Below are 22,363 nucleotides of genomic sequence, written 5' to 3'. Positions count from 1 at the left end.
AGGTTTCTAGTCGTCCTCGTCTTCGTGCGCGCCTTTTTCGACGAACACCACCGTGGTGCGCGGCGGGATGGTGAAGCTGCCGTTGCCGCTGTTGTACACCGCCGTGCGGGCCAGCGCGTCACTGTCGGACTTGCGCTGCACTTTGTGCACCTTCAGCTTGCGGCCCGCCAGTTCAGGCACGGCGATGGTCTTGGCGACCTTGTCGACGTTGAACAGCGCCACCACCGATTGATAGTTGGCGTCGTCGTAGCGACGCGGATGCTGGCCGTCGATGCTCATGACGATCAGCCCGGCAACCTGCGCCGGCCCGGTGTTGTGGAAGCGCAGTCGCTCCGCGACATCCCTGGCGCTGCGCAGGCGGAACAGGCTGCTGTCCCGGCGGATCGCCAGCAGATCGTTCATGTAGTCGCGCGCGCCGACGATGGCGTTGCTGTTCGGCTTGATCAGCGGGTTGGCCAGAATGGGCGACATCAGCGGCCAGTTGTCCTGGTTGACGCCGGCCATCGGCAGGCCGACGCCGAAGTTGTTCGACTGGTAGCTGTAGTCGAGCTTGTTGAACCAGTCGCCGGCGTCGTAGCTGTCGCGGTCCATCGACTTGGAGCGCAGGATTTCCTGGCCCGCGTGCAGGAAGGGCACGCCCTGCGACAGCACGGTGATCGCCGCGCCCAGGTTCTGCACCCGCACGCGGTCGGCCAGGCTGGTGTTCTGCGGCAGCTTGTAGGCGTTCAGGTCGAACAGGGTCTGGTTGTCGTGCGCCTCGACATAGTTGATGGTTTCCGACGGCTGCGCCGCGAAGCCGGCCTGCTGGCCGAAGTAGTCGATCTCCGAGTTCTTGCGCAAGGCGCCGGTGCGGTCGACGAAGCTGTAGTCGCGCAGCGTGCCGGACAGCGCCACCTTGGCCAGGTCGCCCAGCCGCAGCAGGTCGTCCCTGGTCTGCGTCGATTGTCCGTTCGGATCGTAGAACACGCCGTTGATCAGGCCCTGCTGGCTGAGCAGGCTGGCGCCGCTGTCGCAGCAGCCGCCGCCGCGCACGGTGTCGCGGATGCGGTCGTTGAACGAGCCGATGCCGCTGCCGTACATATTGGCCTGGCGCGCCTGCACGAAGCGGCTGTCGTTGGCGACGGTGCCGAAGTTCCAGGCTTCGCCGTACAGGTAGATGTCGCGGCCGGCGGCCTGGTTGACGGCGGCCTGCAGCTTCTTCATCACCGACAGCGGCGCGAAGCCCATGATGTCGAAGCGGAAGCTGTCGACCTGGTAGTCGCGCGCCCAGGTGCTGACGGAGTCGGTCATCAGCTTGGCCATCATGACGTTTTCCGCCGCCGTGTCGGCGCAGCAGCTGTCGTTGGTGATGCCGCCGCCCGCGTTCAGGCGGTAATAGTAGGTCGGCACGATCTTGTCCAGCACCGACAGCGGTCCCTGCTGCGAGGCGCTGGTGTGGTTGTAGACCACGTCCATCACCACCCGCAGGCCCTGCTCGTGCAAGCCCTGCACCATGGCGCGGAATTCGCGCACCCGCACCGCGCCGTCGTTGGCGTTGGACGAGTAGCTGCCTTCCGGCGCCGTGTAGTGGACCGGGTCGTAGCCCCAGTTGAAGCAGTCGGTGCCGCGCGTGGCTTCGACCGCCGCCTGCTGTTCCGCCGAGTTGGCCGCCGCGTTGGGGATGGCCGGCGTGGCGCAGCCGGTTTCGTTGACGCTGGCGATGTCGAAGGTGGGCAGCAGGTGGATGTGGGTCAGGCCGGCCTGCTGCATGCCGCGCAGGTGGCGCATGCCGTTCGAGCGCTCGTCGGTGAAGGCCAGGTACTTGCCGCGGTGCGCAGCCGGCACCGTGCTGTCGCCGACGCTGAAGTCGCGGATGTGCAGCTCGTACAGCGCGATGTCGGTCGGGTGCGCCAGGCGCGGCACGCTGTGGTGGTCCCAGCCGTCCGGCTTCAGCGCGCGGCTGTCGAGGTTGGCGACGAAGCTGCGCTGGCTGTTGGCGTTCAGGCTGAGCGAGTACGGGTCGGTGACGGTGTTGCTGACCAGCGTGTTGCCGGCCCAGCGCGACAGCACCTGCACGTTGTAGGTGTAGTAGTAGCGGTTGACCCAGCCGGCGTCCGGCGCGGTGTAGCTCCACACGCCGCTGGCGGCGTTTTTCGTCATCGGGCGCGCGACGGTGCTGGCGCCGTTGGCGTCCGGATACAGGTTGAGGCTGACCGACTTGGCGGTCGGCGCCCAGACGCGGAAGGTCGGCGCGCCGTTGCGCTCGTAGCTGACGCCCAGCGTGGTGCTGGCGGCGGCGCCGGCGAAGACGCTGTCGAGCATGCCGCTCATCTGCAGCGAGGTCACCTGCACCAGCTGGCCGGCGGCGTCGAACTGCGCGATCGCGAACTGGCTGCTGGCCTTGGCGGCGATGCCGGCGGCGTCGGCGGCCGACATGGTCAGCGCGGTGGCGCCGGCCAGGTGCGGATATTTTTGCTGCAGGGCCGGGGGCAGGGCGCCGGCGCTGCTCAGCGCGATGCTGCCGTCGGCGCCGGAGACGCCGTCCACGCTGGAGCCGAGGCCGCCGTTGGCGGCGTAGTACAGCTGGTAGCTGCCGCCGGCCGGCGCGCCAGGCCAGGCCAGCGTGGCGGCGTTGAGCCAGTGCGCGCTGGCGCTGTTGAGATTGCCGAAGCTGATGGCCGGCTGCGTGTTGTAGACGGTGCAATCGCCTTCCAGCATCCAGACTTCCTGGCCGGCGCTGGCGATGCCGGCGCTGAAGGCGGCCGACTGGTCGTTGCCGCAGTTCTTGTTGCCGCCGCCATCGGTGACCAGGAACCAGATCGCCGACTTGGCCGTGTCGACCGGGATGTCGACGTAGCCGCCGAAGCTGTCGCTCTGGGTCATCATGAAGCGGCCGCTGATCCAGGCCGGGCTCGGATTGACGGGTCCGTCCCACGAGTAGACGCCCCACTGGGCGGTATCGCCCTGGGCGCGGTGGTAGTGCATGCGGAGGCTGCCGGCCGCGGGGGGCGTCGCGGCGGCCGCCGCGCCCATGGCGACCCGGCCGCCCAGCCTGGTGGCGGCCGGCGTGGCGGCGCTGTCGCCGCCGGTCCCGCCGCCGCAGGCGGTCAGCGCGGCCAGCGTGCCGGTGGCCACGAATAATTTCAGTTGTGAAACTAAACTACATTGCAGTCTCATGCTTGTCTCCGGTGTCTTTGTGATTTTTACCTCCAATCGTCTGTGGACTGGATGGGTTTGTAATATTACTACTTAAAAAATAATGGAATGATAAATATTTTTGACCAGTGTTGCAGGACCGGCACAGCAAAAAAAACGCCACCCGAAGGTGGCGTTGCGTGGCGCGGCGGTGGATCAGGCGGCCTTGATCGCCGATTCCGGCATGCCGCAATAGCGTTCGACATAGGCCTGGTGGGTCGGCAGTTGCACCACCGTGCGGTCGATCCGGGACTTGATGCCGCCGAGGAAGCCCTTGAGTTCCTCGTCGCCCATCAGGTCGGCGGTCTGGTGGTGCGACTTCGGCATGATGCCCTGGCCCAGCATGACCTGGATCCACGAGTTCTCCGCGAACAGTTCGTTCGGGATGCGGAACACGCGGCCGGTTTCGCGGAACAGGTCGATGCGGTGCTTGAGCGAGGCCGGGATGCTCATCTCGCGCGCGTCGATCCAGAACTGCGAGTCGGTGCGGTGGTTGACGTGGTAGTGCAGGATGATGAAGTCGCGGATGTGGTCGATCTCGCGGTTGCACTGGGCGTTGTATTCGTCGATGTCGGCCTGCTGGATGCCGTCCGACGGGAAGGCTTGCATCAGGCGCGTCACGCTGCGCTGGATCAGGTGGATGCTGGTCGACTCGATCGGCTCCAGGAAGCCGCTCGACAGGCCGATGGCGACCACGTTGCCCTTCCAGGTGTTGCGGCGCTGGCAGGGCTGGAACTTGATCACGCGCGGCGTGATCAGGGTCTTGCCTTCGACATTGGCCAGCAGTTGCTTGCGCGCGCCTTCCTCGTCCAGGTGGCGGCTCGAATACACGATGCCGTTGCCGACCCGGTGCTGCAGCGGAATGCGCCACTGCCAGCCGGCCTGGTGCGCCATCGAGCGCGTCAGCGGCAAGGCGTCGGCCACCGATTCCGTCTGTACCGCGATCGCGCGGTCGCAGAACAGCCATTCCGACCAGTCTTCCACCGGCTCTTCCATCGCATCGCCGATCAGCAGCGCGCGGAAACCGGTACAGTCGATGAACAGGTCGCCTTCGATTTCCTGGCCCGATTCCAGTATCACCGAGCGCACGTCGCCGCTGTCTTCATGCTTGGTGAAGCGGACGATCTTGCCTTCGATGCGCTGCACGCCGCGCGGCTCGCTCAGGCGGCGCAGGTATTTGTGGTAGCGGCTGGCGTCCAGGTGGTAGGCGTAGTTCATGCCGTTGTTCGGCAGGTGGGCGAAGCGGTGCTCCTTGGACGCCTTCAGCTCCAGGCAGTAGTCGCCGTAGTCGCTGGCCAGGCCGCGCTGCATGCCCTTGTGCCAGAAGTGCTGGAAGCCGGCGGTCCAGTGGTCGGTGCCGGTGATGCCGAAGGAGTGGATGTAGTCTTGCTTGACGTCGCGCCAGCCCTCGAAGCTGATGCCCAGCTTGAAGGTGGCCTGGGTCTCGGCCATGAATTCCTGCTCGTTGATCTCCAGCAGGTTGTGGAAGTTGATCAGCGTTGGGATAGTGGCCTCGCCGACGCCGACCGTGCTGATCTCGTCGGACTCGATCAGCTTGATGTCGAGCAGCCTGCCCAAGACCTTGGAGATGCCGGCGGCGGCCATCCAGCCGGCCGTGCCGCCGCCGACCACGACGACGCGGCGTATCGGTTTGCGATTGTTGGGGTCACGCATGTACTAGTCTCCTTTGTTCGTAGCTCATTAACGGTTCATTTTTTTCAGCAATTGTGCGCGCAACGCGCGGGCGCCGTCGTCATCCAGCGGCGCCAGCACGCCGCGAGCCTTGGCCGGGATGTGTGCGGCCGTTGCGTCGTCGGCTTCGAAAATATAATGGCGGAAGATTTCCTGCCAGGCCTTGCGCTGTTCCCGCGGCAGGTCGCGCATGGTGAGGAAGGCCATCATCAGCGCGTTGGTCGGCGTGTCCATATAGCCCGGCGACTGCCGCCACCAGTAGTTGACCAGCACGTTGAACGGGTCCAGCGCCTCGATGTGATGCCACCACATGCTGGGGATGAAGATGGCGTCGCCCGGCCCCAGCGTCGCGCTTTGCGCGTGCTCCAGCGCTTCGGCGTATTTCGGGAAGCGCTCGAAGTCCGGCTTCAGCATGTCGACCAGGCTGATGGCCTGGCCGGCCGGCGTGAAATCCAGCGGGCCGACGTACAGGTTCTTCAGCTGCGCCGGCGGGAACAGCGTGAAGCGGCGATGGCCGGCCGCCACCACCGCGACGTTGTCCGGCAGGTCGTAGTGGGCGGCGATGCGGGTGCGGTTGCCGATCCAGATGCTCATCAATGCGTCGCGATCGCCGAGGTCGAGGTCGTTCTGCTCGCGGAAGCCGGGCAGGCAGGTTTCCACCGTGGTCGAGCCGACGTAGACGGTGGGCGCCGGGTTCATCGCGCGCTTGGCTTCGATCTCGTCCAGCACGCCGGTCAGCTTGGCGTGCACCGGATAGAAATTGAAGCCGCTCAGGTCGTCGTTGTAGAAGAAGCGGCCGGCCGCATCCGGCGCGCCCAGCATGGCGCCGACGGTGGCGTTCTGGTAGTGGCGGCGCAGGTAGGCGTCGCCTTCCTTGTCGGAAACCAGGCCGGCTTGCACCATCGGCCAACTGGCGGCCAGGCCGCGCAGTATCAACGGTTGCGTGGCGGCCAGGATCTCGTCGCCCAGGTCGCGGGGACCGAGGCCGCTGACCTCGCGTATGGCTTTAGGCATGGCGGGCGTTCTTGCGGTCGATGAGGGCGCGGAAGTTCGACAGCGAAGCGATCACCAGGTAGATCGCCTGCAGCATGCCGTCCTGGTGCAGCTTGGCGACGGCTTCGCCGCTGAGTGCGGCCAGACGGTCTTCGTTGATGGTGTAGAAGCCGACCAAGCGGTTTTGCGAACCGTCGTCCAGCTCCACGTCCAGCACGAAGCTTTCCAGCAGTTCATGCTCCAGCAGCGCGGCCAGGAACAGCGGCGTGGCCTGCAGGCCCTGGTGGATGGCGAACAGCAGCGAGGTGGTCTGTTCCAGGAATTCGGTGTTGCCGCCGTGCGGCTTGAAGACTTCGTGGCCGTCGGCCTGGCTGACGCGCGCACTCTCGATATCGATATGCACCATCATCTCGGTGCCGTTGATGCCGATCTGGAACGGCTGGCGCTCGATCAGCATCGGCAGGTAGGGCGCATCCCAGCGGTCGCCCTGGAGGAACAGGTTTTCCTCTTCCTGGAAGCCGAACAGCGCGATCGGTTCGAAGCCCAGGCCGTCCGTGGTCTTGCGGAAGACGATGGGGTAGCAGGCTTGCACGTCGCGGAATTCGGACGGGAAGGTCGGGGACGACATGATGTTGTCACCAAACTCGGCGCCGCGGCGGGTGATGACGCGCAAGTCCTTGTGCTCGACGTTATTTAACAAAACTGATTTAGGCATACTTGTCTCTTATATTTTCTGCAAGCCGTGACGCTTGATATGATCGATGAGCGCGCGGTTGTCGGGCAGCGCGCCCAGCATTTTTTTCGTTAGTGTAGCCGCTTCGTGGAAATAACCGTCGGCCGCGGCCGCTTGTTGCGGCTTGACCACAGCGCTGAACGCGCTGCGATGGCCCATGCCGTACAGGATGTACTGGTAGCTGGCCGACGGGAAAACCTCCTCGATGCGGTAGAAATCGCTGCGCGACGGCGCCCGGTGGCGCCACAGCGTCAGCAGCTCGCCCAGGCGCTCCGGCACGGCCGAGGTGTTGTCGCGCCAATAGGCGGTGTCGCGGCGGCGGCTCAGCACATAGTGCAGCTTGAGGAAGTCGATCACCCGTTCCCAGCGGTAGATAAAGGCTTCGTTGAAGCGCCTGGCGACGATGTCCATCGCCTCGCGCGTGGCCGGCAGGTCGTCGCCGACCATGGCGGCCGACATTTCCACGATGGCCAGGGCGGACGCCTCCAGCGGCTCGATGAAGCCGGCCGACAGGCCGATGGCGACGCAGTTGCGGTGCCAGAATTTTTCGCGGTAGCCGGGGTTGAAGCTCAGCTTGCGCGGCTGGGGGATGTCTTGCGGGCCGCCGGTCTGCACGATGTAGGCGCGCAGTTCGGCCTCGGCCTGGTCGTCGCCGATGTGGGCGCTGGAGTAGACGTGGCCGACGCCGCGCCGGGTCGGCAGGCCGATGTCCCAGATCCAGCCGGCGCTTTGCGCGGTGGACGAGGTCTGCGAGGCGATCGGATGGTCTGCGCTTGGGTAGGCGATTTGCACCGCCAGCGCCGAGTCGTTGTACAGCACGTGTTTTTGCGAGATGAGCGGGATCTGGTAGTGCTGGCCCAGCAGCAGCGATTGCATGCCGGTGCAGTCGATGAACAGGTCGCCTTCGAGCGCGCCGTGCTTTTGCGTCTGCAGCGAGGCGATGTCGCCATTGTCGTGCGGGTTGACGGCGGTGACGTTGTCCGGCACATGGCGCACGCCCAGCTTTTCCAGGCAGTGCTTGCGCAGGAAGGTGCCGAACTTGCCGGCGTCCAGGTGGTAGCCGTAGTTGGCCACGGCCGCGAATTCCGGCGTGACGACCTGCTTCGGCGCGCGGCCCTGCACGCACAGGTGCGGCTGGAAGCTGACCAGGTCGGCGAACGGGATGGTCGGGTGCTGCGCCTGCCATTGTTCCGGCAGGTTCACCTCGCCATAGCCTTGCGGCAGCACGAAGGGATGGAAGTAGTAGTCGTTGTCGCCGCCGTCGACCCAGCGGTTGAAGCGCGAGCCCTGCTTGAAGGAGGCGTCGCATTCGCGGAAGAAATCGGATTCGGACACGCCGATGCGGGCCAGCGTGTCGCGCATGCTGGGCCAGGTGCCCTCGCCGACGCCGATGGCCGGGATGTCGGGCGATTCGATCAGGGTGACCTGTATGGACGAACCCTGATGTTCGGCGGCGATCAATCCGGCCGTGAGCCAGCCGGCCGATCCGCCACCCACAATCACGATGCGTCGGATCATGTTGCTAGCCTTGTAGTGAAGAGATTGCTTTAAGTTTAACCTAAAAAGGCCGCTGACTGGCAGCGGCCTTTTCGGTATCGACAGGCTCGGATTAGAACTTGTAGCGCGCGCCGATCATGTAGCGCGGACCGGCCTGCGTCACCGATTCCACAGCTTGCGTGGTGCGGCCGTGGACGCGGGTGATCGAGTTGCCGACGTTGATGCCTTCCACCTGGAAACTCAGCTTCTCGTTGTAGTTGTAGCCGATGCTGATGTCCACCTGGCCGTATGCCTCGACGTACTGAGGATTCGGGCCGGCGCCGTCGAAGGTCGACGACAGGAACTCGCCGCGCCAATTGTAGGCCAGGCGCGCCGTCCACTTCTTGTCCTCGTAGATGCCGACCACGTTCGACGAGTTCGACAGGCCGACCAGCGCGAACTGCTCGCCGATCTTGGCATTGTCGTACTTCAGGTTCGAATGCACGTAGGTGTAGTTGGTCGACACTCCGAAGCCGCTGCTGCCGAACATGTGCTGCAGGTTCAGCTCGACGCCGTTCACGCTGGCCTTCTTCTGGTTGGAGAAAGAGGTGATCTGGAAGTTGGCGACTGGATCTCCCGGTTGGCCGACGATGGTGCCGGTGGCGTTGCCCGAGGCATCATCCGCGCCGCGCGTCACGCCCGCCGCGGTCGGATGCGTGCGGAAGATGTAGTTGCGGATGCAGGTGGTGTCGGTATTGGCGCAACCCTTGGTCAGCGCTTCGTTCCACAGCGCGCCGCCGACCGGCGTGTGCAGGTTGAACGGCGTGGCGTTGACCATCGACTGGCCGGCGTAGTTCTCCAGGTTCTTCTTGAAGTAGCCCAGCGAGAAGAAGTTCTGCTGGCCGTAGTACCACTCGTAGGACAGGTCGATGTTCTTCGACTTGACCGGCTTCAGCGCCGGGTTGCCGGCCGAACCGGTGCCGCCGTTGGTGCGCACCAGCGAGTTCAGCGTGGTGCCGCCCTGGATCTGGTCGTAGCGCGGGCGGCCGATGGTTTCGCCGTAGCTGAAGCGCAGTTTCTGTTGCTGCGTCAGCTCGATGTCGGAGTCAAAGCTCGGCAGGAAGTGATGGTACTTGCCGGTCAGCGTGGTGAAGGTCGGATCGCCGAAGGTGATCGGCAATTCGTTCTGCGCCACCCAGTTGATGCTCAGCGCGGCCGGCACCAGCGCGGTCGAGACGACGTCGGTGGTTTCATAGCGGCCGCCGATGGCGGTGCGGATCGGCAGCGCGGTATCCCAGTCGGTGTTGAACTGGATGAACGCGGCCTTGGACTTCTCTTCGGTGCGGGCGTCGTTGTCGAAGGTCTTCTTCGGCAGGTACAGGTCGGGCAGGCCGGAGGCGGCCGCCGCCAGCTTGCGCACCTGGTCGAAGTTGAAGGTGTAGAAGGTGTTGAACAGGTTGGGGTTGTTGCTGCCGTCGATCTTGTCGAAGTACTGGCGCACCGATTCCTTGTGCCACACGCTGCTCGGGTAGTCGGACGGCTTGGTGGCGCCGCCCCAGGTGTCGCGCTGCTGGTTGGAGAAGGCCGAGCGGTTGTCGACCTTGGTCGCGGTGGCGCCGAATTTCAGCTCGGACGATTCCAGCAGTTTCCACGCGCCCTTGACCTGGGTCTGGTCGATCTCGCCCTTCATGTAGCCGTTGGTGAACACCGAACCGGTGACTTGCTGGCCGGCCTTGACGAAGTCGGCGCCGTCGATCATCAGCACCGGGAAGTCCTTGCTGAAGTCGGCCGTGGTGTTGCCGCGGCTGAAGCTGGCGGTGCCCAGGGTGTTGCTCGAACCGAAGGGGCTGTCGGCCATGGATTCGGCGGTCGAGTGGTGGGTGTCGAGCTCGAAGCGCAGGTCGCGGGTCGGCTTCCAGACGGCGTTGAAGCCCAGCGATTTGTTCTGCGTCTTGGTGGCGAAGTCGGCCGCGCCCATGGCGATGTCGCTGTTGTTGCCAGGGATCAGCTCGGTGTACACCAGCGGGCTGGAGACCGGGCCCTTGGTCCACGAGCTGGTCGACGGACCGAAGTTGAACCAGGCCGACAGGTCGTTGCGCTTGGTCTGGATCTTGTTCTCGGAATAGGTGTAGTCCAGCGTGGTGACCAGCGTGTCGACCGGCTTGTATTGCAGGGTCAGCTGGGCGTTGGTGCGCTGGCGTTTGACGCCGTTGAAGTTGTAGTTCAGGTTTTGCGGCACCGAGTAGATGTCGGTCGGGCCTGGACGGTTGGTGATGCCGGTGTTCCCTTGCGGGATGGTGCCCCAGTTGTTTTCATCGCCGCGGAACGGGCCGCGCCAGCCGTTCGAGACGGCGGCGGTGTTGTAGCCCAGGTTGCGTTCCTGGTAGCTGCCCGACACGGCCACGCCGAACTTGTTGTCGGCGAAGGTGTTCGAGTAGATGCCCGACAGTTCCGGCGTGGCCGAGTTGCTGGCCTTGACGTCGCCCGGCAGGTTGTCGTTGGAGGTGTCGTACACGCCCTTGACGCCGACGCTCGAGTGCATGCCCGGACGGTCGAACGGACGCGCGGTCATGACGTTGATGGTGGCGCCGATGCCGCCGGTAGGCGCTTCGGCACGGCTGGTCTTGTACACCTGCAGCTGGGAGATCGCTTCCGAGGCCAGGTTGGCGAAGTCGAAGGCGCGGCCGTTCAGGTCGCCCAGGTTGGAGGTCGGCATCTGGCGGCCGTTCAGCAGCACCAGGTTGAAGTCGGGGCCGACGCCGCGCACGGTGATCTTGGAGCCTTCGCCGATCGAGCGGTCGATCGACACGCCCGAGATGCGCTGCAGCGATTCGGCCAGGTTGGTGTCGGGGAACTTGCCGATGTCTTCAGCGACGATGCCGTCGACGATACCGTCGGAGTTGCGCTTCAGGTTCATCGACGAGAACAGCGACGCGCGCAGACCGGTCACCACCACGCTCTGGACCGGCGTGTCCTCGCCGGCCTTGGCCACCGCCTCCTGGGCGAAGGCCGGTGCGGCCGCCGCCGCGCAGGCGCTGGCGACCGCCAGGCTCATTAATTTTTGTCGTGCTTTTGGATAATGCATGTTATCTCCTGTGTTTTTATAAACAGCTCGCTTGCCACTTCTCTACCCGTCTTCACCTGCGCTGTGATGCCTGGAAAGACACTTGGAAAGGTTTCCATTCGATGTGGCAAATATAGCACCGAACGAATTTCAAAGTCAATTTGCAATGCCACAAAAATGTGCACAGGTTTTCGTTGACATAGGTAGCATGCGGGTGCACCATGATCTGGGAACGTTTCCAAAATGAGACACTTCGCATGAAAAAGAGTATTTATTTCGCGCTGGCGGCGTTGCTGCCGGCCTGCCACGCGGCGACCGCCGCCGACGGCTTCCATTGGCCGCGCGGCGCCAGGGCGGCGGTCAGCCTGGCCTACGACGACGCGCTCGATTCGCAGCTGGACCACGCCATCCCGACGCTGGACAAGTACAAGCTCAAGGGCAGTTTCTACCTGCAGCTGTCGAATCCGGCGGTGGACCACCGGATGGCCGCGTGGCGCGCCGCCGCCAGGCACGGCCACGAGCTGGGCAACCACAGCCTGTTCCATCAATGCTCGCTGAAGGCGCCGGGCCACGAGTGGGTGCAGCCGCACCGCGACCTCGACACCACCAGCGTGGCGCAGATGCGCGACCAGGTGCTGATCGCCAACAGCATGCTGTACGCCATCGACGGCAAGCGCGAGCGCACCTACACCGTGCCCTGCGGCGACGTGATGGCCGGCGGCGCCAGCTACCTGCCGGCGATCGCGCCGGAGTTCGTCGCCATCAAGGCCGGCGGCGGCGACGCGGTGACGGCTTCGATGGCCACGCTCGATCCGTACGCGGTGACGGTGCTGGCGCCGGTGGGGCTGAGCGGCAAGCAACTGATCGCGATGGTGGAGCAGGCGGCCGCCAAGGGGACGATGGTCAACTTCACCTTCCACGGCGTCGGCGGCGACTACCTGACGACCAGCGCCGCGGCGCACGAGGAACTGGTAAAGTACCTGGCGGACAACCGTAAAATCTACTGGACCGATACCTTCTTGAACATCATGACCTACGTGAAAAAACAACGCCGTGGCGACCATTAAAGACGTGGCCCGCCTCGCGGGCGTAGGACTGGGCACCGCTTCGCGCGTGGTCAGCGGCAAGGGATCGGTCTCGCCGGCCACGCTGGCCAAGGTCCGCAAGGCCATCGACGAGCTGGGCTTCCGGCCCTCGCACGCGGCGCGCACCCTGCTGTCCGGCTCCAGCCAGATGATCGGCGTGTACATCCCGGTGCTGAGCGGCACCTTCTACACGCCCATCCTGCAAATCATCGACACCGAGCTGCGCGCGGCCGGGCTGCACATGGTGGTGGCCTTCGGCGCCGGCCTGGGCGGCGCGCGCCAGCAGGCCATCGAGGGCACCGAGTTCCTGATCGAGCGCGGCTGCGACGGCCTGATCCTGATGACCAACGTGCTGCTGGAGCAAGACATCGCCGCGCTGGCGCCGCGCCAGACGCCGATGGTGGTGCTCAACCACGCCTTCGACAGCATCGCCGCGCAGTGCTTCACGGTCGACCACACGCTGGGCGGCAAGATGGCGGCGCGCGCCTTGCTCGATCACGGCCACCGCGATATCGCCGTGGTGTCGGGGCCGGCCAGCCTGCCCGACAACGTGGTGCGGATCGGCAGCTTCATGCGCGAACTGGCGGCGGCCGGGATCGACACGGAAAAAATGTGGGTGGTGGAAAAGGACTTCTCGCCGGCCGGCGGCTGGTCGGCGGCCAAGGAGTTGATGGAATCGGGCCATCGCGCCACGGCGATGTTTTGCGCCAATGATGAAATGGCGGTGGGCGCCTTGTCGTATTTCCAGGAGGCGGGCATCCGCGTGCCGCATGAGCTGTCGGTGATCGGCTACGACGATACGCCGAGCGCCGAGTTCTCCGCGCCGCGCCTGACCACGGTGCACATGCCGTGGCGCGAGATGACGCAGAACGGCGTCAGCGACCTGCTCAACCGCTGCTACGCGCTGCAGCGGCCGGTGACCCGCAACTTCCCGGTCAGCGTGACCTTGCGGGCGTCGTTGGCCAAGGCCGGCGGCGGCAAGTGATATGCTATCGCCTTTCCGTGGGGAGTAGCAGATATGGTTACGTTGGCAGAGCAGTTATTGAAAGCTGGGTTGGTCGAAAAGAACAAGGTCAAGGTCGCCAACCAGCAAAAGAGCAAGCAGAAGAAGGAAGAGCGCCGCAGCGGCACCGAGAGTGTCGACGAGGCGCGCCTGGCCGCGCAGGAAATCCAGCGCAAGAACGCCGAGCGCGCCCGTGAGCTGAACGCGCAGCGCGACGCCGCCGCCCAGCAAAAAGCCATCATGGCGCAGATCGTCCAGATGGTGCAGCAGAACCGCCAGGGCAAGGGCAACAACGGCGAGATCGCCTACAACTTCACGTTCGGCACCAAGATCGAGCGCATCTACGTCACCGCCGCGGTGCGCGAGCACCTGGTGGCGGGGCGTCTGGTGATCGTGGGCTTGAACGGCAGCTACGAGCTGGTGCCGCGCGTCATCGCCGACAAGATCGCCGAGCGCGACGCCTCGCTGGTGGTGCGCGTCAACAAGACCACCACCGAGGTGGAAGAGGACGATCCATACGCCGCCTTCCAGATCCCCGATGATTTGATGTGGTAAGGATTACTCCAGCGCTTCGCTCAGGCCGGGTGCGAACTCGGCGCCGTGCTTGACCTGCGCGGTCGATGCCTTGAGCGACTTGCCGATCGGCTCGCTGCGCCCGTTCAGGCATTTGGCCAGGAAGTTTTCCGTCACCGCGTTGAAGGCGATGTTGTTGTTCGGCCGCGCGAAGCCGTGGCCTTCATCCGGGAACACCACGTAGGTCACCGGAATTTTCTTGGCCGCCATGGCCGCCACGATCTGGTCCGACTCCGCCACGTTGACGCGCGGATCGTTGGCGCCCTGGCCGATCAGCAGCGGACGCTGGATGTTGCCGGCGTAATTCAGCGGCGAGCGCTCCTTCAGCAGCGCCTTGCCTTCGTCGGTGGTCGGATCGCCCATGCGCTTGTAGAACTGCTGCTTGCCCGCTTCCCAGTACGGCGGTATCGTCTGCAGCAGGGTGAACAGGTTGGACGGGCCGACGATGTCGACGCCGCAGGCGAACGCGGTCGGCGTGAACGTCAGCCCGGCCAGCGTGGCGTAGCCGCCGTAGGAGCCGCCCATGATGGCGACCTTGTCGGCGCTGGTGACGCCGCTCTTGACCGCCCACTGCACGGCGTCGATCAGGTCGTCGTGCATCTTGCGGCCCCACTGCAGGTCGCCGGCCGAGATGAAGTTCTTGCCGAAGCCGGTCGAGCCGCGATAATTCACCGACAGCACCGCGTAGCCGCGGTTGGCCAGCCACTGGTGGTAGCCGTTGTAGCCGTAGCCGTCGCGCGCCCACGGGCCGCCGTGCACCAGCAGCACCATCGGCACCGGCTTGCTGGCCTTGCCCGAGCCGTCGGCGTTGACCGACTTCGGCAAGGTCAGGTAGGACACCAGCGTCAGGCCGTCGCGCGCCTTGATTTCCTGCGGATACATCTGCGCCAGCGGCGCGCCTTCCAGCTCCGGCCGGGTCACGTACAGCTGCGTCAGGCGCCTGGTCTTGCGCTCGTACAGCCAGGTGGCCGGCGGCGCCGTGACGGCGTCGACCGAGACCAGCCATTTGTCGTCGGCCTCGGTGCGCGAGGCGATGGTGAACTGGCCCTTGGTGTTTTTCTTCAGAAATTCCAGGTCGCCCTTCAGCGCGGCCGACAGCGGCACGTATTCCTGCTTCAGGTAATCGACATTGTAGGCTTGCACCTCGCCGGTCCTGGTGTCGTACAGCGCGTTGGCGATATCGGCGCGCGGGTCCTGGGCGATGACGGTGGCCTTGCCGGTGGCCACTTCCTGCGCCACCAGCGCCGAGGTGTTGCGGCCGCGCGAATCGGTCCAGTACAAGGTCTTGCCGTCGACGGTGAAGGTCAGCGGCGCGGTGGTTTGCGAATCGTCCAGGCCGACATCGGCCAGCGGGTCGCCGTCGGCCTTGCCGTCCTTCAGGCGATAGTAGGTGGAGCCGCCGTCCGGACGCGATTTCTGCGCCACGCGCAGGTTCAGCAGCTCGTCGGCCAGGAAGCCGCCGTAGCCGTCGTTCTGCAACAGCAGCGTCAGCTTGCCGGTGGCCAGCTCCAGGCTGTAGACATCGTGCCAGCGCGGATCGCGGTTGTTGAGACCGATCAGGATGCGGTCCTTGACCTTGCTGCTGTAGGCGATCGGCATCACGCGGGTCTTCTCGAACGGCGTGAAATTGGTCTGCTTGCCGCTTACCACGTCGACGCCGTACAGCAGGAAGTTCTCATCGCCGCCCTTGTCCTGGATGAACAGCAGCTGCTTGGAATCCGGCGACCAGAAGGCGCTGCGGATCGGACGCACTTTTTCCTCGGTCAGCGGGCGGGCCTTGGATGGATCGGCGGCCGGCGCGACCCAGACGTTGAGCACGCCGTCCCGCGGCGCCACCCAGGACAGCCACTGGCCGTCCGGGCTGATGCGGCCGCCAGTCTTGCTGGGATTGCCGAAGATCTTGGCGCGCTCGATCAGCGGCACGTCGGACGTCGGGGATTGGGCTTGGGCCGGCAGGATGGCGGCAAGTACGGCGGCGGCTAAAACGGAGCGAATCATAAAGACCTCATCGTTGTGGAGGGAATGAAAACATTGCCCAGCCATGTTAGTCGAATATTAAGTTGCCATGTTTATCACGCGACAGACTGCGTAATCCGGGGTATGGGCGGCGTCAGCGAAGGATGGAAATTCCATGTACGCTATGCGCACTATTTCCTGGAGAATCCCATGAGCAAGCTGTCCGACTTTTACATCACCGAAAAATGGCGTGCCGAACATCCTGAGCGCTTGCAGCTGTATTCGCTGCCGACGCCGAACGGCGTCAAGGTCTCGATCATGCTGGAGGAAACCGGCCTGGCCTATGAACCGCATCGCATCACGCTGGACCAGGACGGCGTGCAGACGCCGCAGTTCCTGTCGCTGAATCCGAACAACAAGATCCCGGCCATCATCGACCCGGACGGCCCGGGCGGCAAGCCGCTGGCCTTGTTCGAGTCCGGCGCGATCCTGCTGTACCTGGCGGAAAAGACCGGCAAGTTCCTGCCGTCCGACGCGGCGGCGCGCTATGAAACCATCCAGTGGCTGATGTTCCAGATGGCGGGCGTGGGACCGATGTTCGGCCAGGTCGGCTTCTTCCACCGCTTTGCCGGCAAGGAGTACGAGGACAAGCGTCCGCTGCAGCGCTACGCGGCCGAGGCCAAGCGCCTGCTCAACGTGCTGGAGCAGCGCCTGGCGGGCCGCGCGTGGATCATGGGCGACGACTACACGATCGCCGATATCGCCACCTTCCCGTGGGTCCGCAACCTGGTCGGTTTCTACGAAGCCTCGGACCTGGTGGGCTTCGAGAACTATCCGAATGTGGCCCGCGTGCTGGCCGCCTTCGTGGCCCGTCCGGCTGTCGCCAAAGGCTTGACGATACCGTCGTAAACCCTCAGGCGGCGCGGATCAGGCAACCATGCGCGGCCAGCTGGCCGCGTGCCGGGTCCCAGCCATCGGCGTACAGGATGGCGCCGTCCATTGCCGGCAGCGGCACCGGCCGGCCCGACAGGTTCGCCAGCACGGTGACGGACTCGGCGCCGCCGCCGCGCCGCATGCCGATCACGCCGTCCGGCAGCGCCTCGATGAAGGCGGTGGCGCCGTGGCGCAGCGCAGGGTGCGCACGCCGCAGCGCGATCAGGGCGCGGTAGTGCTGGTGCAGGTCCTGGTTGAACGCCTCCCAATCCAGCCGGTACGCATCGAACAGCACGGTCCAGTCGCGCCAGCTGGGTTCGTCGAATTCCTGGCCCATCAGGATGTGCGGCACGCCGTCCATCGTCAATATCAGTGCCGCCGCCGCCCGGTGCGCGCCGGCGCCCAGCACCTTGCTGGCGCGCGGCTGTTCCTTGTCCTCCAGCCAGCGCATGCGCACGGCGCCGCGCGGGAAGCTGTAGGTCGATTCGTTCCAGTATTGCGCGAAGGCGTGCGCGTCGGCCTGGCCGCAGGCGACGCGGCGCAGCATCTCGCGCGTGCCGCCTTCGTAGGTCAGGTCGCAGCTGCGCAGATGGTGGAACTCGTCGCAGGACTGCGAGATGAGGGCGATGTCGGGCCGCAGCGCCGCCAGCGCGGCGCGGATCTCGTCGAGGAAATCGGTCGGCGTGATGTCCGAGTCGTCGAAGCGCAGGCCGTCGAAGCCGAAGCGCTGGAGCCAGCACTTCATCGAGCCGATCAGGTAGCCGCGCAGCGCGCGGTTGCGGAAATCAAAGCCGGCGAAGTACTCGCGCTGCGGCACCGCGTAGTAGATCCGGCCGTCGGCGTCGCGCGTGTACCAGTCGGGATGGGAGACGGTCAGCGGATGGTCGGCGCTGCTGCGGTTGAGCGTCCAGTCGAACAGGATGCGCATGCCGCGCGCGTGGATGGCGTCGACCAGCGCGTGCAGCGCGGCGGCGTCGCCCAGCGCCGGATCGATGGCATCGAAGTCGCGCACCGCGTAGGGATCGCCCAGCGAGCCGCGGCGTGCCGCGCTGCCGATCGGATGGATGGGCATCATCCAGATGACATTGATGCCCAGTTGCTGCAGGTAATCGAGGCGGGCGCGCACACCGTCGAAGTCGCCGCCGAAAGCGGGCACCGACAGCTGGTAGATCACCGCGTCGCGCAGCCACGCGGGACTGGCCAGGGCCTGGTGGCGGCGGTACAGCTTGCCGGGAGCATCGGCGTCCAGGCCGCGCTGGCGCATCAGCACTTCGCCGTGCTCGTCGACCGTCAGGCAGGAGTTGTTCTGGCCATCCTCGGAGATCCAGGGATTGGCGGGATCCGGGATCCACTCCGTGCCGTTGACGACGAATTTGTACAGGTGGCGGCCGGCGGCGATCGGCAGCGTGCATTGCCAACGGGTGGGCGTCACCCGCTGGAGCAGGCAGGCGTCGCCCACCCAGCTGTTGAAGGTGCCTGCCAGCGCGACGCTGTGCAGGTCCGGCGTGATGGCGTCGAAAATGAAGCGCACGCCCTCGGCGCTGCGCTGGGGAAGCCGGTCGGCGGAGGTTTCGAATTGTAGGTTCATTGTGTTATTCAACTACATAAATGCATTAAAGTAAACATTTTATGTGCTATCTATCTCAATTTAAAATAAATTGATGTGTAGTTTGAATACATTTTCGAGATTTTGAGTTCGAATTTGATTTGCTGGCGGCGATTCCGTACATGCTAATATTCCCGCATGTCCGAACGCAGACGATTAATTTTGGGAGGAATGCTGGCGCTGGCCTGGCCGCAAGCACGTGCCGCCACGCTGGTGCGCTATCCCCAATCCGAGCCGCAAGGCCATGGGGACCGCTCCGAGCACTATCCGGTCCGCCTGCTGCAGATGGCGCTCGCGCGTTCCGGCCAGGACTATACGCTGCAATCGACCTCGGTCATGATGCGGCAGAACCGCGGACTGGCCGAACTCCGCAACGGCCGCGCGATCGACGTGATGTGGACCATGGCCTCGCAGCAGCGGGAGCGGGATCTGCTGCCGGTCCGCATTCCGCTGGACATGGGGCTGATCGGCTGGCGTTTGCTGCTGATACGCAAGCGCGACGCGGCGCGCTTCGCCGCCATCCGCAAGATGGCGGAGCTGCAGGCGCTGGATGCGCTGCAGGGGCACGACTGGCCCGATACCGAGATCTTGAGCGCGAACGGTTTCCGGGTGCAGACCGCGTCCGACTATGCCGGCATGTTCAAGATGCTGGAGACCGGGCGCGTCGACTATTTTCCGCGTGCCGTATTCGAAATCTGGAACGAAGCGGAGGCGTTCGCGGAGCAGGACTTGATGGTCGCTCCCGGCCTGGCGCTGCATTACCCCAGTGCGTTCTACTTTTTCGTCAGCAAGTCGAAGGCCGAGCTGGCGGCGGCGATACAGCGCGGGCTGGAGCGCATGCTGGCGGACGGCAGCTATGAGCGCCTGTTCCAGGATTATTTCGGCGAGATGGTGACGCGCTCGGCCCTGGGCGCGCGCCGGGTGTTTGAGCTGCGCAATCCATTGCTATCGGAGGCCACGCCGCTGGCGCGGCGGGAACTCTGGTACCGGCCGGCGTCGCGCGATCGATAATCGGCCCTTGACTTTATGGTGTATATGCACCATACTGGGTTCATGATGACGCACACAGAACCCGCAAACCCCGATATCGGCCTGACGAAAGAGGTGACCAGCCAGTGTCTGTTGACGCGCAGCCGGTCGATCGCGCGGGTCATCACCAGCATTTACGACCAGGAACTGCGCTCGTTCGGCGTGAATGCTTCCCAGTTTTCGATGCTGATACTGATCGCCCATATGGGGGGCGCCAGCCGCGCCCGGCTCGGCCGCGCCAACCACCAGGAGCGTTCGACGTCGACCCGCAATTTGCAGCTGGTGCTGGCCGAGGGCTGGGCCGAGGAGCAGCAGCCGGAGAAGGGCCGCAGCCGCCCCATCGTGTTGTCGCAGAGCGGACGCGAGTTGCTGGCGTCGGCCATGCCGGCCTGGCGCGCCGCCCAGCACAAGGCCAAACTGTTGTTGGGCGAAGACGGCGCCGCTTCGCTGCTGAACCTGGCTGCCAACCTGCCGCCCGGATAGGCAACTGCCGTAGCGGGAACCGCCGTTCCGTTTTTTTTATCTAGTATGGTGTATATACACTATTAATTGAAAGGAAATTTATCATGACCATCGTGAGAGCTGCCGCCGTGCAGATCAGCCCCGTGTTGTACAGCCGCGCCGGCACCGTCGAGAAAGTCGTCGAGAAGATCAGGGAACTGGGCCGGCAGGGCGTCCAGTTCGCCACGTTCCCGGAAACGCTGGTGCCGTACTACCCGTACTTCTCCTTCGTGATGCCGGCGTATGCGATGAGCAAGGAACATCTGCGCCTGCTGGACCAGGCGGTGACCGTGCCGTCGGCGGAAACCGAGGCCATCGGCGCCGCCGCGAAGGAGGCCGGCATGGTGGTGTCGATCGGCGTCAACGAACGCGATGGCGGTTCCATCTACAACACCCAGTTGCTGTTCGACGCCGACGGCACGCTGATACAGCGTCGCCGCAAGATTACGCCGACCTATCACGAACGCATGATCTGGGGACAGGGCGACGGCTCCGGCCTGCGCGCCGTCGATAGCGCCGTGGGGCGCATCGGCCAGCTGGCCTGCTGGGAGCACAACCTGCCGCTGGCGCGCTATGCGCTGATCGCCGATGGCGAGCAGATTCACTCGGCCATGTATCCGGGCTCGTTTGGCGGGCCGCTGTTTGCGCAGCAGATGGAGATCAACGTGCGCCAGCATGCGCTGGAATCGGCCGCCTTCGTGGTCAATGCCACGGCCTGGCTCGACGCCGACCAGCAGGCCCGGATCGCGCTAGACACGGGGGCGCCGATCGGCCCGATTTCGGGCGGCAGCTTCACGGCGATCATCGGCCCCGACGGCCGCATCATCGGCACCCCGATCACCGAGGGCGAGGGCAGCGTCGTCGCCGACCTCGACTTCGCCGAGATCGACGCCCGCAAGCGGCTGATGGACGCGCGCGGCCACTACAGCCGCCCGGAACTGCTCAGCTTGCTGATCGACCGCAGCCCGGCGCCGCATATGCACCAGCGCGGCGCCGGCGAGGCGGAACGCGGCCCGGACATCCTTTAAGTAGCAGCATCAATTTTTCCAACCACCACAAACAGGCAAACAAAATGACGACTTCCAAACAACATGACAAATCCACTTTCGTAGCGGCAGCCATCGCGCTGCTGCTCGGCGGCGTACTGGCGACCCAGGCGGCACAAGCCGAAGCGCCGAAGGCGGCCGTTGCCGGCATCGGCCGCACCGAGGCCCTGCGCCATGATTTCGGCGACGCCGGACGCGAGGTGGTCCAGGTACGGGTGGACTTTGCGCCGGGCGCGTCCTTTCCAAAGCACACCCATCCAGGCGAAGAGATCGCCTACGTACTGGAGGGCGCGGTGGAATACCAATTGGGCGACCAGCCTCCCGTGATGCTGAAAGCCGGCGACGCCCTGTTTATCCCGGCGGGCGCGGTGCACTCGGCAAGAAACCTCGGCAGCGTCCATGCTGCGGAGCTCGCGACGTATGTGATTGAAAAAGGCAAGCCCAGCGTCGTCATCGTAACGAAGTAAGCCCCACCCAACACCTCCATTGAAAAAGGAAACAAGATGTCTATCGCTAAAAAAGTACTGTACACCGGCAAAACCCGCACCACCGGCGGCCGCCAGGGCGCTTCCCGCAGCTCGGACGGCAACCTGGATATCGAACTGTCGCCTATCGGCAGCGGCGGCAAGGGCACCAATCCGGAACAGCTGTTTGCCGCCGGCTGGTCGGCGTGCTTCCTCGGCGCCATCGGCAAGGCGGCGGGCGCCATGGAGCTGGCGCTGCCGGCCGGCGCGGCGGTGGATGCCGAAGTCGATCTGTGCAATACCGACGGCGCGTTCACGCTGCAAGCCCGCTTGAACGTCAGCCTGCCGGGCGTGGCGCCGGATGCGGCGCGCGCGCTGCTGGACATGGCGCACCAGACTTGCCCGTATTCCAAAATGAGTCGCGACAACATTGCCGTTGAGATCAAGCTTGTCTGACGGCGTGCGCAGGCGGGCCAGGATCTGGTATTTATTGCGGCGCATACCTGCTATTGTTAAGTTGCATCGATAGGGAGGTAATCAATCATGCCGTCGCTCTTGAGGTATTGGACTGCCGCCGCGATTGCGGCCTACTGTGCCGCAGCCTGGGCACAACCGGGAGCGGACGCCATCAGGCCGCCCGCCGTGTTGCCGCAGGCGTCGGAGCCCGCTCCGAAGCTGATCGCGTATCCGCCGATCGCCGACGCGCTGGCGCGTGGCGTGGTGATCATCCAGTTCCGGACCGAGCATCTGCGTGTCATGCCGGTGTTCGGCAAGACGGCGGTGGAGGTGTCGCCGCATCTGGGCCACCTGCATGTCACGGTCGACAACTGGCAGGGAACCTGGGCCCATACCAGTGAAGATCCGGTCATCGTGGTCGGCCTGGCGCCGGGCCCGCACAAGATCCTGCTGGAGATCGCCGATCCGAACCACAAGATCCTCGCCAGCGACACCGTCAGTTTCGCGGTGCCGCCTGGCAAAGAGGAAAAGGCCCACGCGCATTAGGCGCGCGGCCAAAGAAAAAGCCTTCGGGACTGG

The 22,363-nt window shown here is 64.9% G+C and carries 18 protein-coding genes; 10 read left to right on the top strand and 8 right to left on the bottom strand.

Features of this window, described 5'->3' with window-relative positions:
• Positions 1-6: 6 nt before the first annotated feature.
• The 6 genes from pulA to ACEN9F_RS15965 form a co-directional block, all read right to left on the bottom strand.
• Positions 7-3,156 carry a pullulanase-type alpha-1,6-glucosidase gene (pulA, locus tag ACEN9F_RS15990; protein WP_413421171.1) on the bottom strand — a complete coding sequence of 1,050 codons (3,150 nt, stop codon included), beginning with the start codon at positions 3,154-3,156 and terminating at the stop codon, positions 7-9.
• A gap of 174 nt (positions 3,157-3,330) precedes the next feature.
• Entirely contained in the window at positions 3,331-4,848 is a 1,518-nt protein-coding gene (locus ACEN9F_RS15985) for a tryptophan halogenase family protein (protein ID WP_413421169.1), read from the bottom strand.
• Between the two features lie 27 nt (positions 4,849-4,875).
• A complete protein-coding gene (locus ACEN9F_RS15980; RefSeq protein WP_413421167.1) occupies positions 4,876-5,880 on the bottom strand; it encodes a cupin-like domain-containing protein in 1,005 nt (334 codons plus the stop codon).
• Positions 5,873-6,574 (bottom strand): SapC family protein, encoded by a 702-nt coding sequence (locus tag ACEN9F_RS15975; protein ID WP_413421165.1) that lies wholly within the window; start codon positions 6,572-6,574, stop codon positions 5,873-5,875. The genes ACEN9F_RS15980 and ACEN9F_RS15975 overlap by 8 nt, the downstream gene beginning before the upstream one ends.
• Positions 6,575-6,583: 9 nt before the next feature.
• Entirely contained in the window at positions 6,584-8,110 is a 1,527-nt protein-coding gene (locus tag ACEN9F_RS15970) for a tryptophan halogenase family protein (RefSeq protein WP_413421163.1), read from the bottom strand.
• A 91-nt stretch (positions 8,111-8,201) separates the two neighbouring features.
• Positions 8,202-11,153: a TonB-dependent receptor gene (locus ACEN9F_RS15965; RefSeq protein WP_413421161.1), complete on the bottom strand. Its 2,952-nt coding sequence runs from the start codon at positions 11,151-11,153 to the stop codon at positions 8,202-8,204.
• 236 nt (positions 11,154-11,389) lie between these two features.
• Between ACEN9F_RS15965 and ACEN9F_RS15960 the strand changes: the two genes are divergently transcribed.
• Genes ACEN9F_RS15960 through ACEN9F_RS15950 form a run of 3 tightly spaced genes read left to right on the top strand, consistent with a single transcriptional unit; the run spans position 11,390 to position 13,775 of the window.
• Complete coding sequence (locus tag ACEN9F_RS15960; RefSeq protein ID WP_413421160.1) at positions 11,390-12,199, top strand: polysaccharide deacetylase family protein; 810 nt, start codon at positions 11,390-11,392, stop codon at positions 12,197-12,199.
• Complete coding sequence (locus tag ACEN9F_RS15955) at positions 12,186-13,202, top strand: LacI family DNA-binding transcriptional regulator (RefSeq protein ID WP_413421158.1); 1,017 nt, start codon at positions 12,186-12,188, stop codon at positions 13,200-13,202. The genes ACEN9F_RS15960 and ACEN9F_RS15955 overlap by 14 nt, the downstream gene beginning before the upstream one ends.
• A 33-nt stretch (positions 13,203-13,235) precedes the next feature.
• Positions 13,236-13,775 carry a DUF2058 domain-containing protein gene (locus ACEN9F_RS15950; protein WP_413421156.1) on the top strand — a complete coding sequence of 180 codons (540 nt, stop codon included), beginning with the start codon at positions 13,236-13,238 and terminating at the stop codon, positions 13,773-13,775.
• 3 nt (positions 13,776-13,778) lie between these two features.
• On the opposite strand, the gene ACEN9F_RS15945 is transcribed toward ACEN9F_RS15950, so the two are convergent.
• Positions 13,779-15,791, bottom strand: coding sequence for an alpha/beta fold hydrolase (locus ACEN9F_RS15945; RefSeq protein WP_413421154.1), 2,013 nt, complete (start codon positions 15,789-15,791; stop codon positions 13,779-13,781).
• 168 nt (positions 15,792-15,959) lie between these two features.
• Here ACEN9F_RS15945 and ACEN9F_RS15940 point away from each other — a divergent pair, with 168 nt between their 5' ends.
• On the top strand, positions 15,960-16,658 hold the full coding sequence (locus ACEN9F_RS15940; protein WP_413421152.1) for a glutathione S-transferase N-terminal domain-containing protein: 699 nt from the start codon (positions 15,960-15,962) through the stop codon (positions 16,656-16,658).
• A gap of 4 nt (positions 16,659-16,662) precedes the next feature.
• On the opposite strand, the gene ACEN9F_RS15935 is transcribed toward ACEN9F_RS15940, so the two are convergent.
• A complete protein-coding gene (locus tag ACEN9F_RS15935) occupies positions 16,663-18,270 on the bottom strand; it encodes an alpha-amylase family glycosyl hydrolase (protein ID WP_413421150.1) in 1,608 nt (535 codons plus the stop codon).
• 189 nt (positions 18,271-18,459) lie between these two features.
• On the opposite strand from ACEN9F_RS15935, the gene ACEN9F_RS15930 reads away from it, so the two are divergent.
• The 6 genes from ACEN9F_RS15930 (at position 18,460) to ACEN9F_RS15905 (ending at position 22,330) form a co-directional block, all read left to right on the top strand.
• Entirely contained in the window at positions 18,460-19,299 is an 840-nt protein-coding gene (locus ACEN9F_RS15930; RefSeq protein WP_413421148.1) for a substrate-binding periplasmic protein, read from the top strand.
• Between the two features lie 42 nt (positions 19,300-19,341).
• The gene (locus ACEN9F_RS15925) at positions 19,342-19,800 is read left to right on the top strand and encodes a MarR family winged helix-turn-helix transcriptional regulator (protein ID WP_413421146.1); all 459 of its coding nucleotides are present in this window, start codon (positions 19,342-19,344) and stop codon (positions 19,798-19,800) included.
• 83 nt (positions 19,801-19,883) lie between these two features.
• The gene (locus ACEN9F_RS15920) at positions 19,884-20,846 is read left to right on the top strand and encodes a nitrilase-related carbon-nitrogen hydrolase (protein ID WP_413421144.1); all 963 of its coding nucleotides are present in this window, start codon (positions 19,884-19,886) and stop codon (positions 20,844-20,846) included.
• Positions 20,847-20,890: 44 nt separating this feature from the next.
• Positions 20,891-21,331 carry a cupin domain-containing protein gene (locus ACEN9F_RS15915; protein ID WP_413421142.1) on the top strand — a complete coding sequence of 147 codons (441 nt, stop codon included), beginning with the start codon at positions 20,891-20,893 and terminating at the stop codon, positions 21,329-21,331.
• A gap of 36 nt (positions 21,332-21,367) precedes the next feature.
• Positions 21,368-21,784, top strand: a complete 417-nt coding sequence (locus ACEN9F_RS15910; protein WP_413421140.1) for an organic hydroperoxide resistance protein — start codon at positions 21,368-21,370, stop codon at positions 21,782-21,784.
• 87 nt (positions 21,785-21,871) lie between these two features.
• Positions 21,872-22,330: a DUF6130 family protein gene (locus tag ACEN9F_RS15905; RefSeq protein WP_413421138.1), complete on the top strand. Its 459-nt coding sequence runs from the start codon at positions 21,872-21,874 to the stop codon at positions 22,328-22,330.
• Positions 22,331-22,363: the final 33 nt, after the last annotated feature.

It is taken from the genome of Duganella sp. CT11-25 (genome assembly GCF_047302815.1).
Classification (GTDB): Bacteria; Pseudomonadota; Gammaproteobacteria; order Burkholderiales; family Burkholderiaceae_D; genus Rugamonas.
Note: the sequence above shows the minus strand (reverse complement) of the source record. Positions and strands in the feature narration are given on the sequence as shown.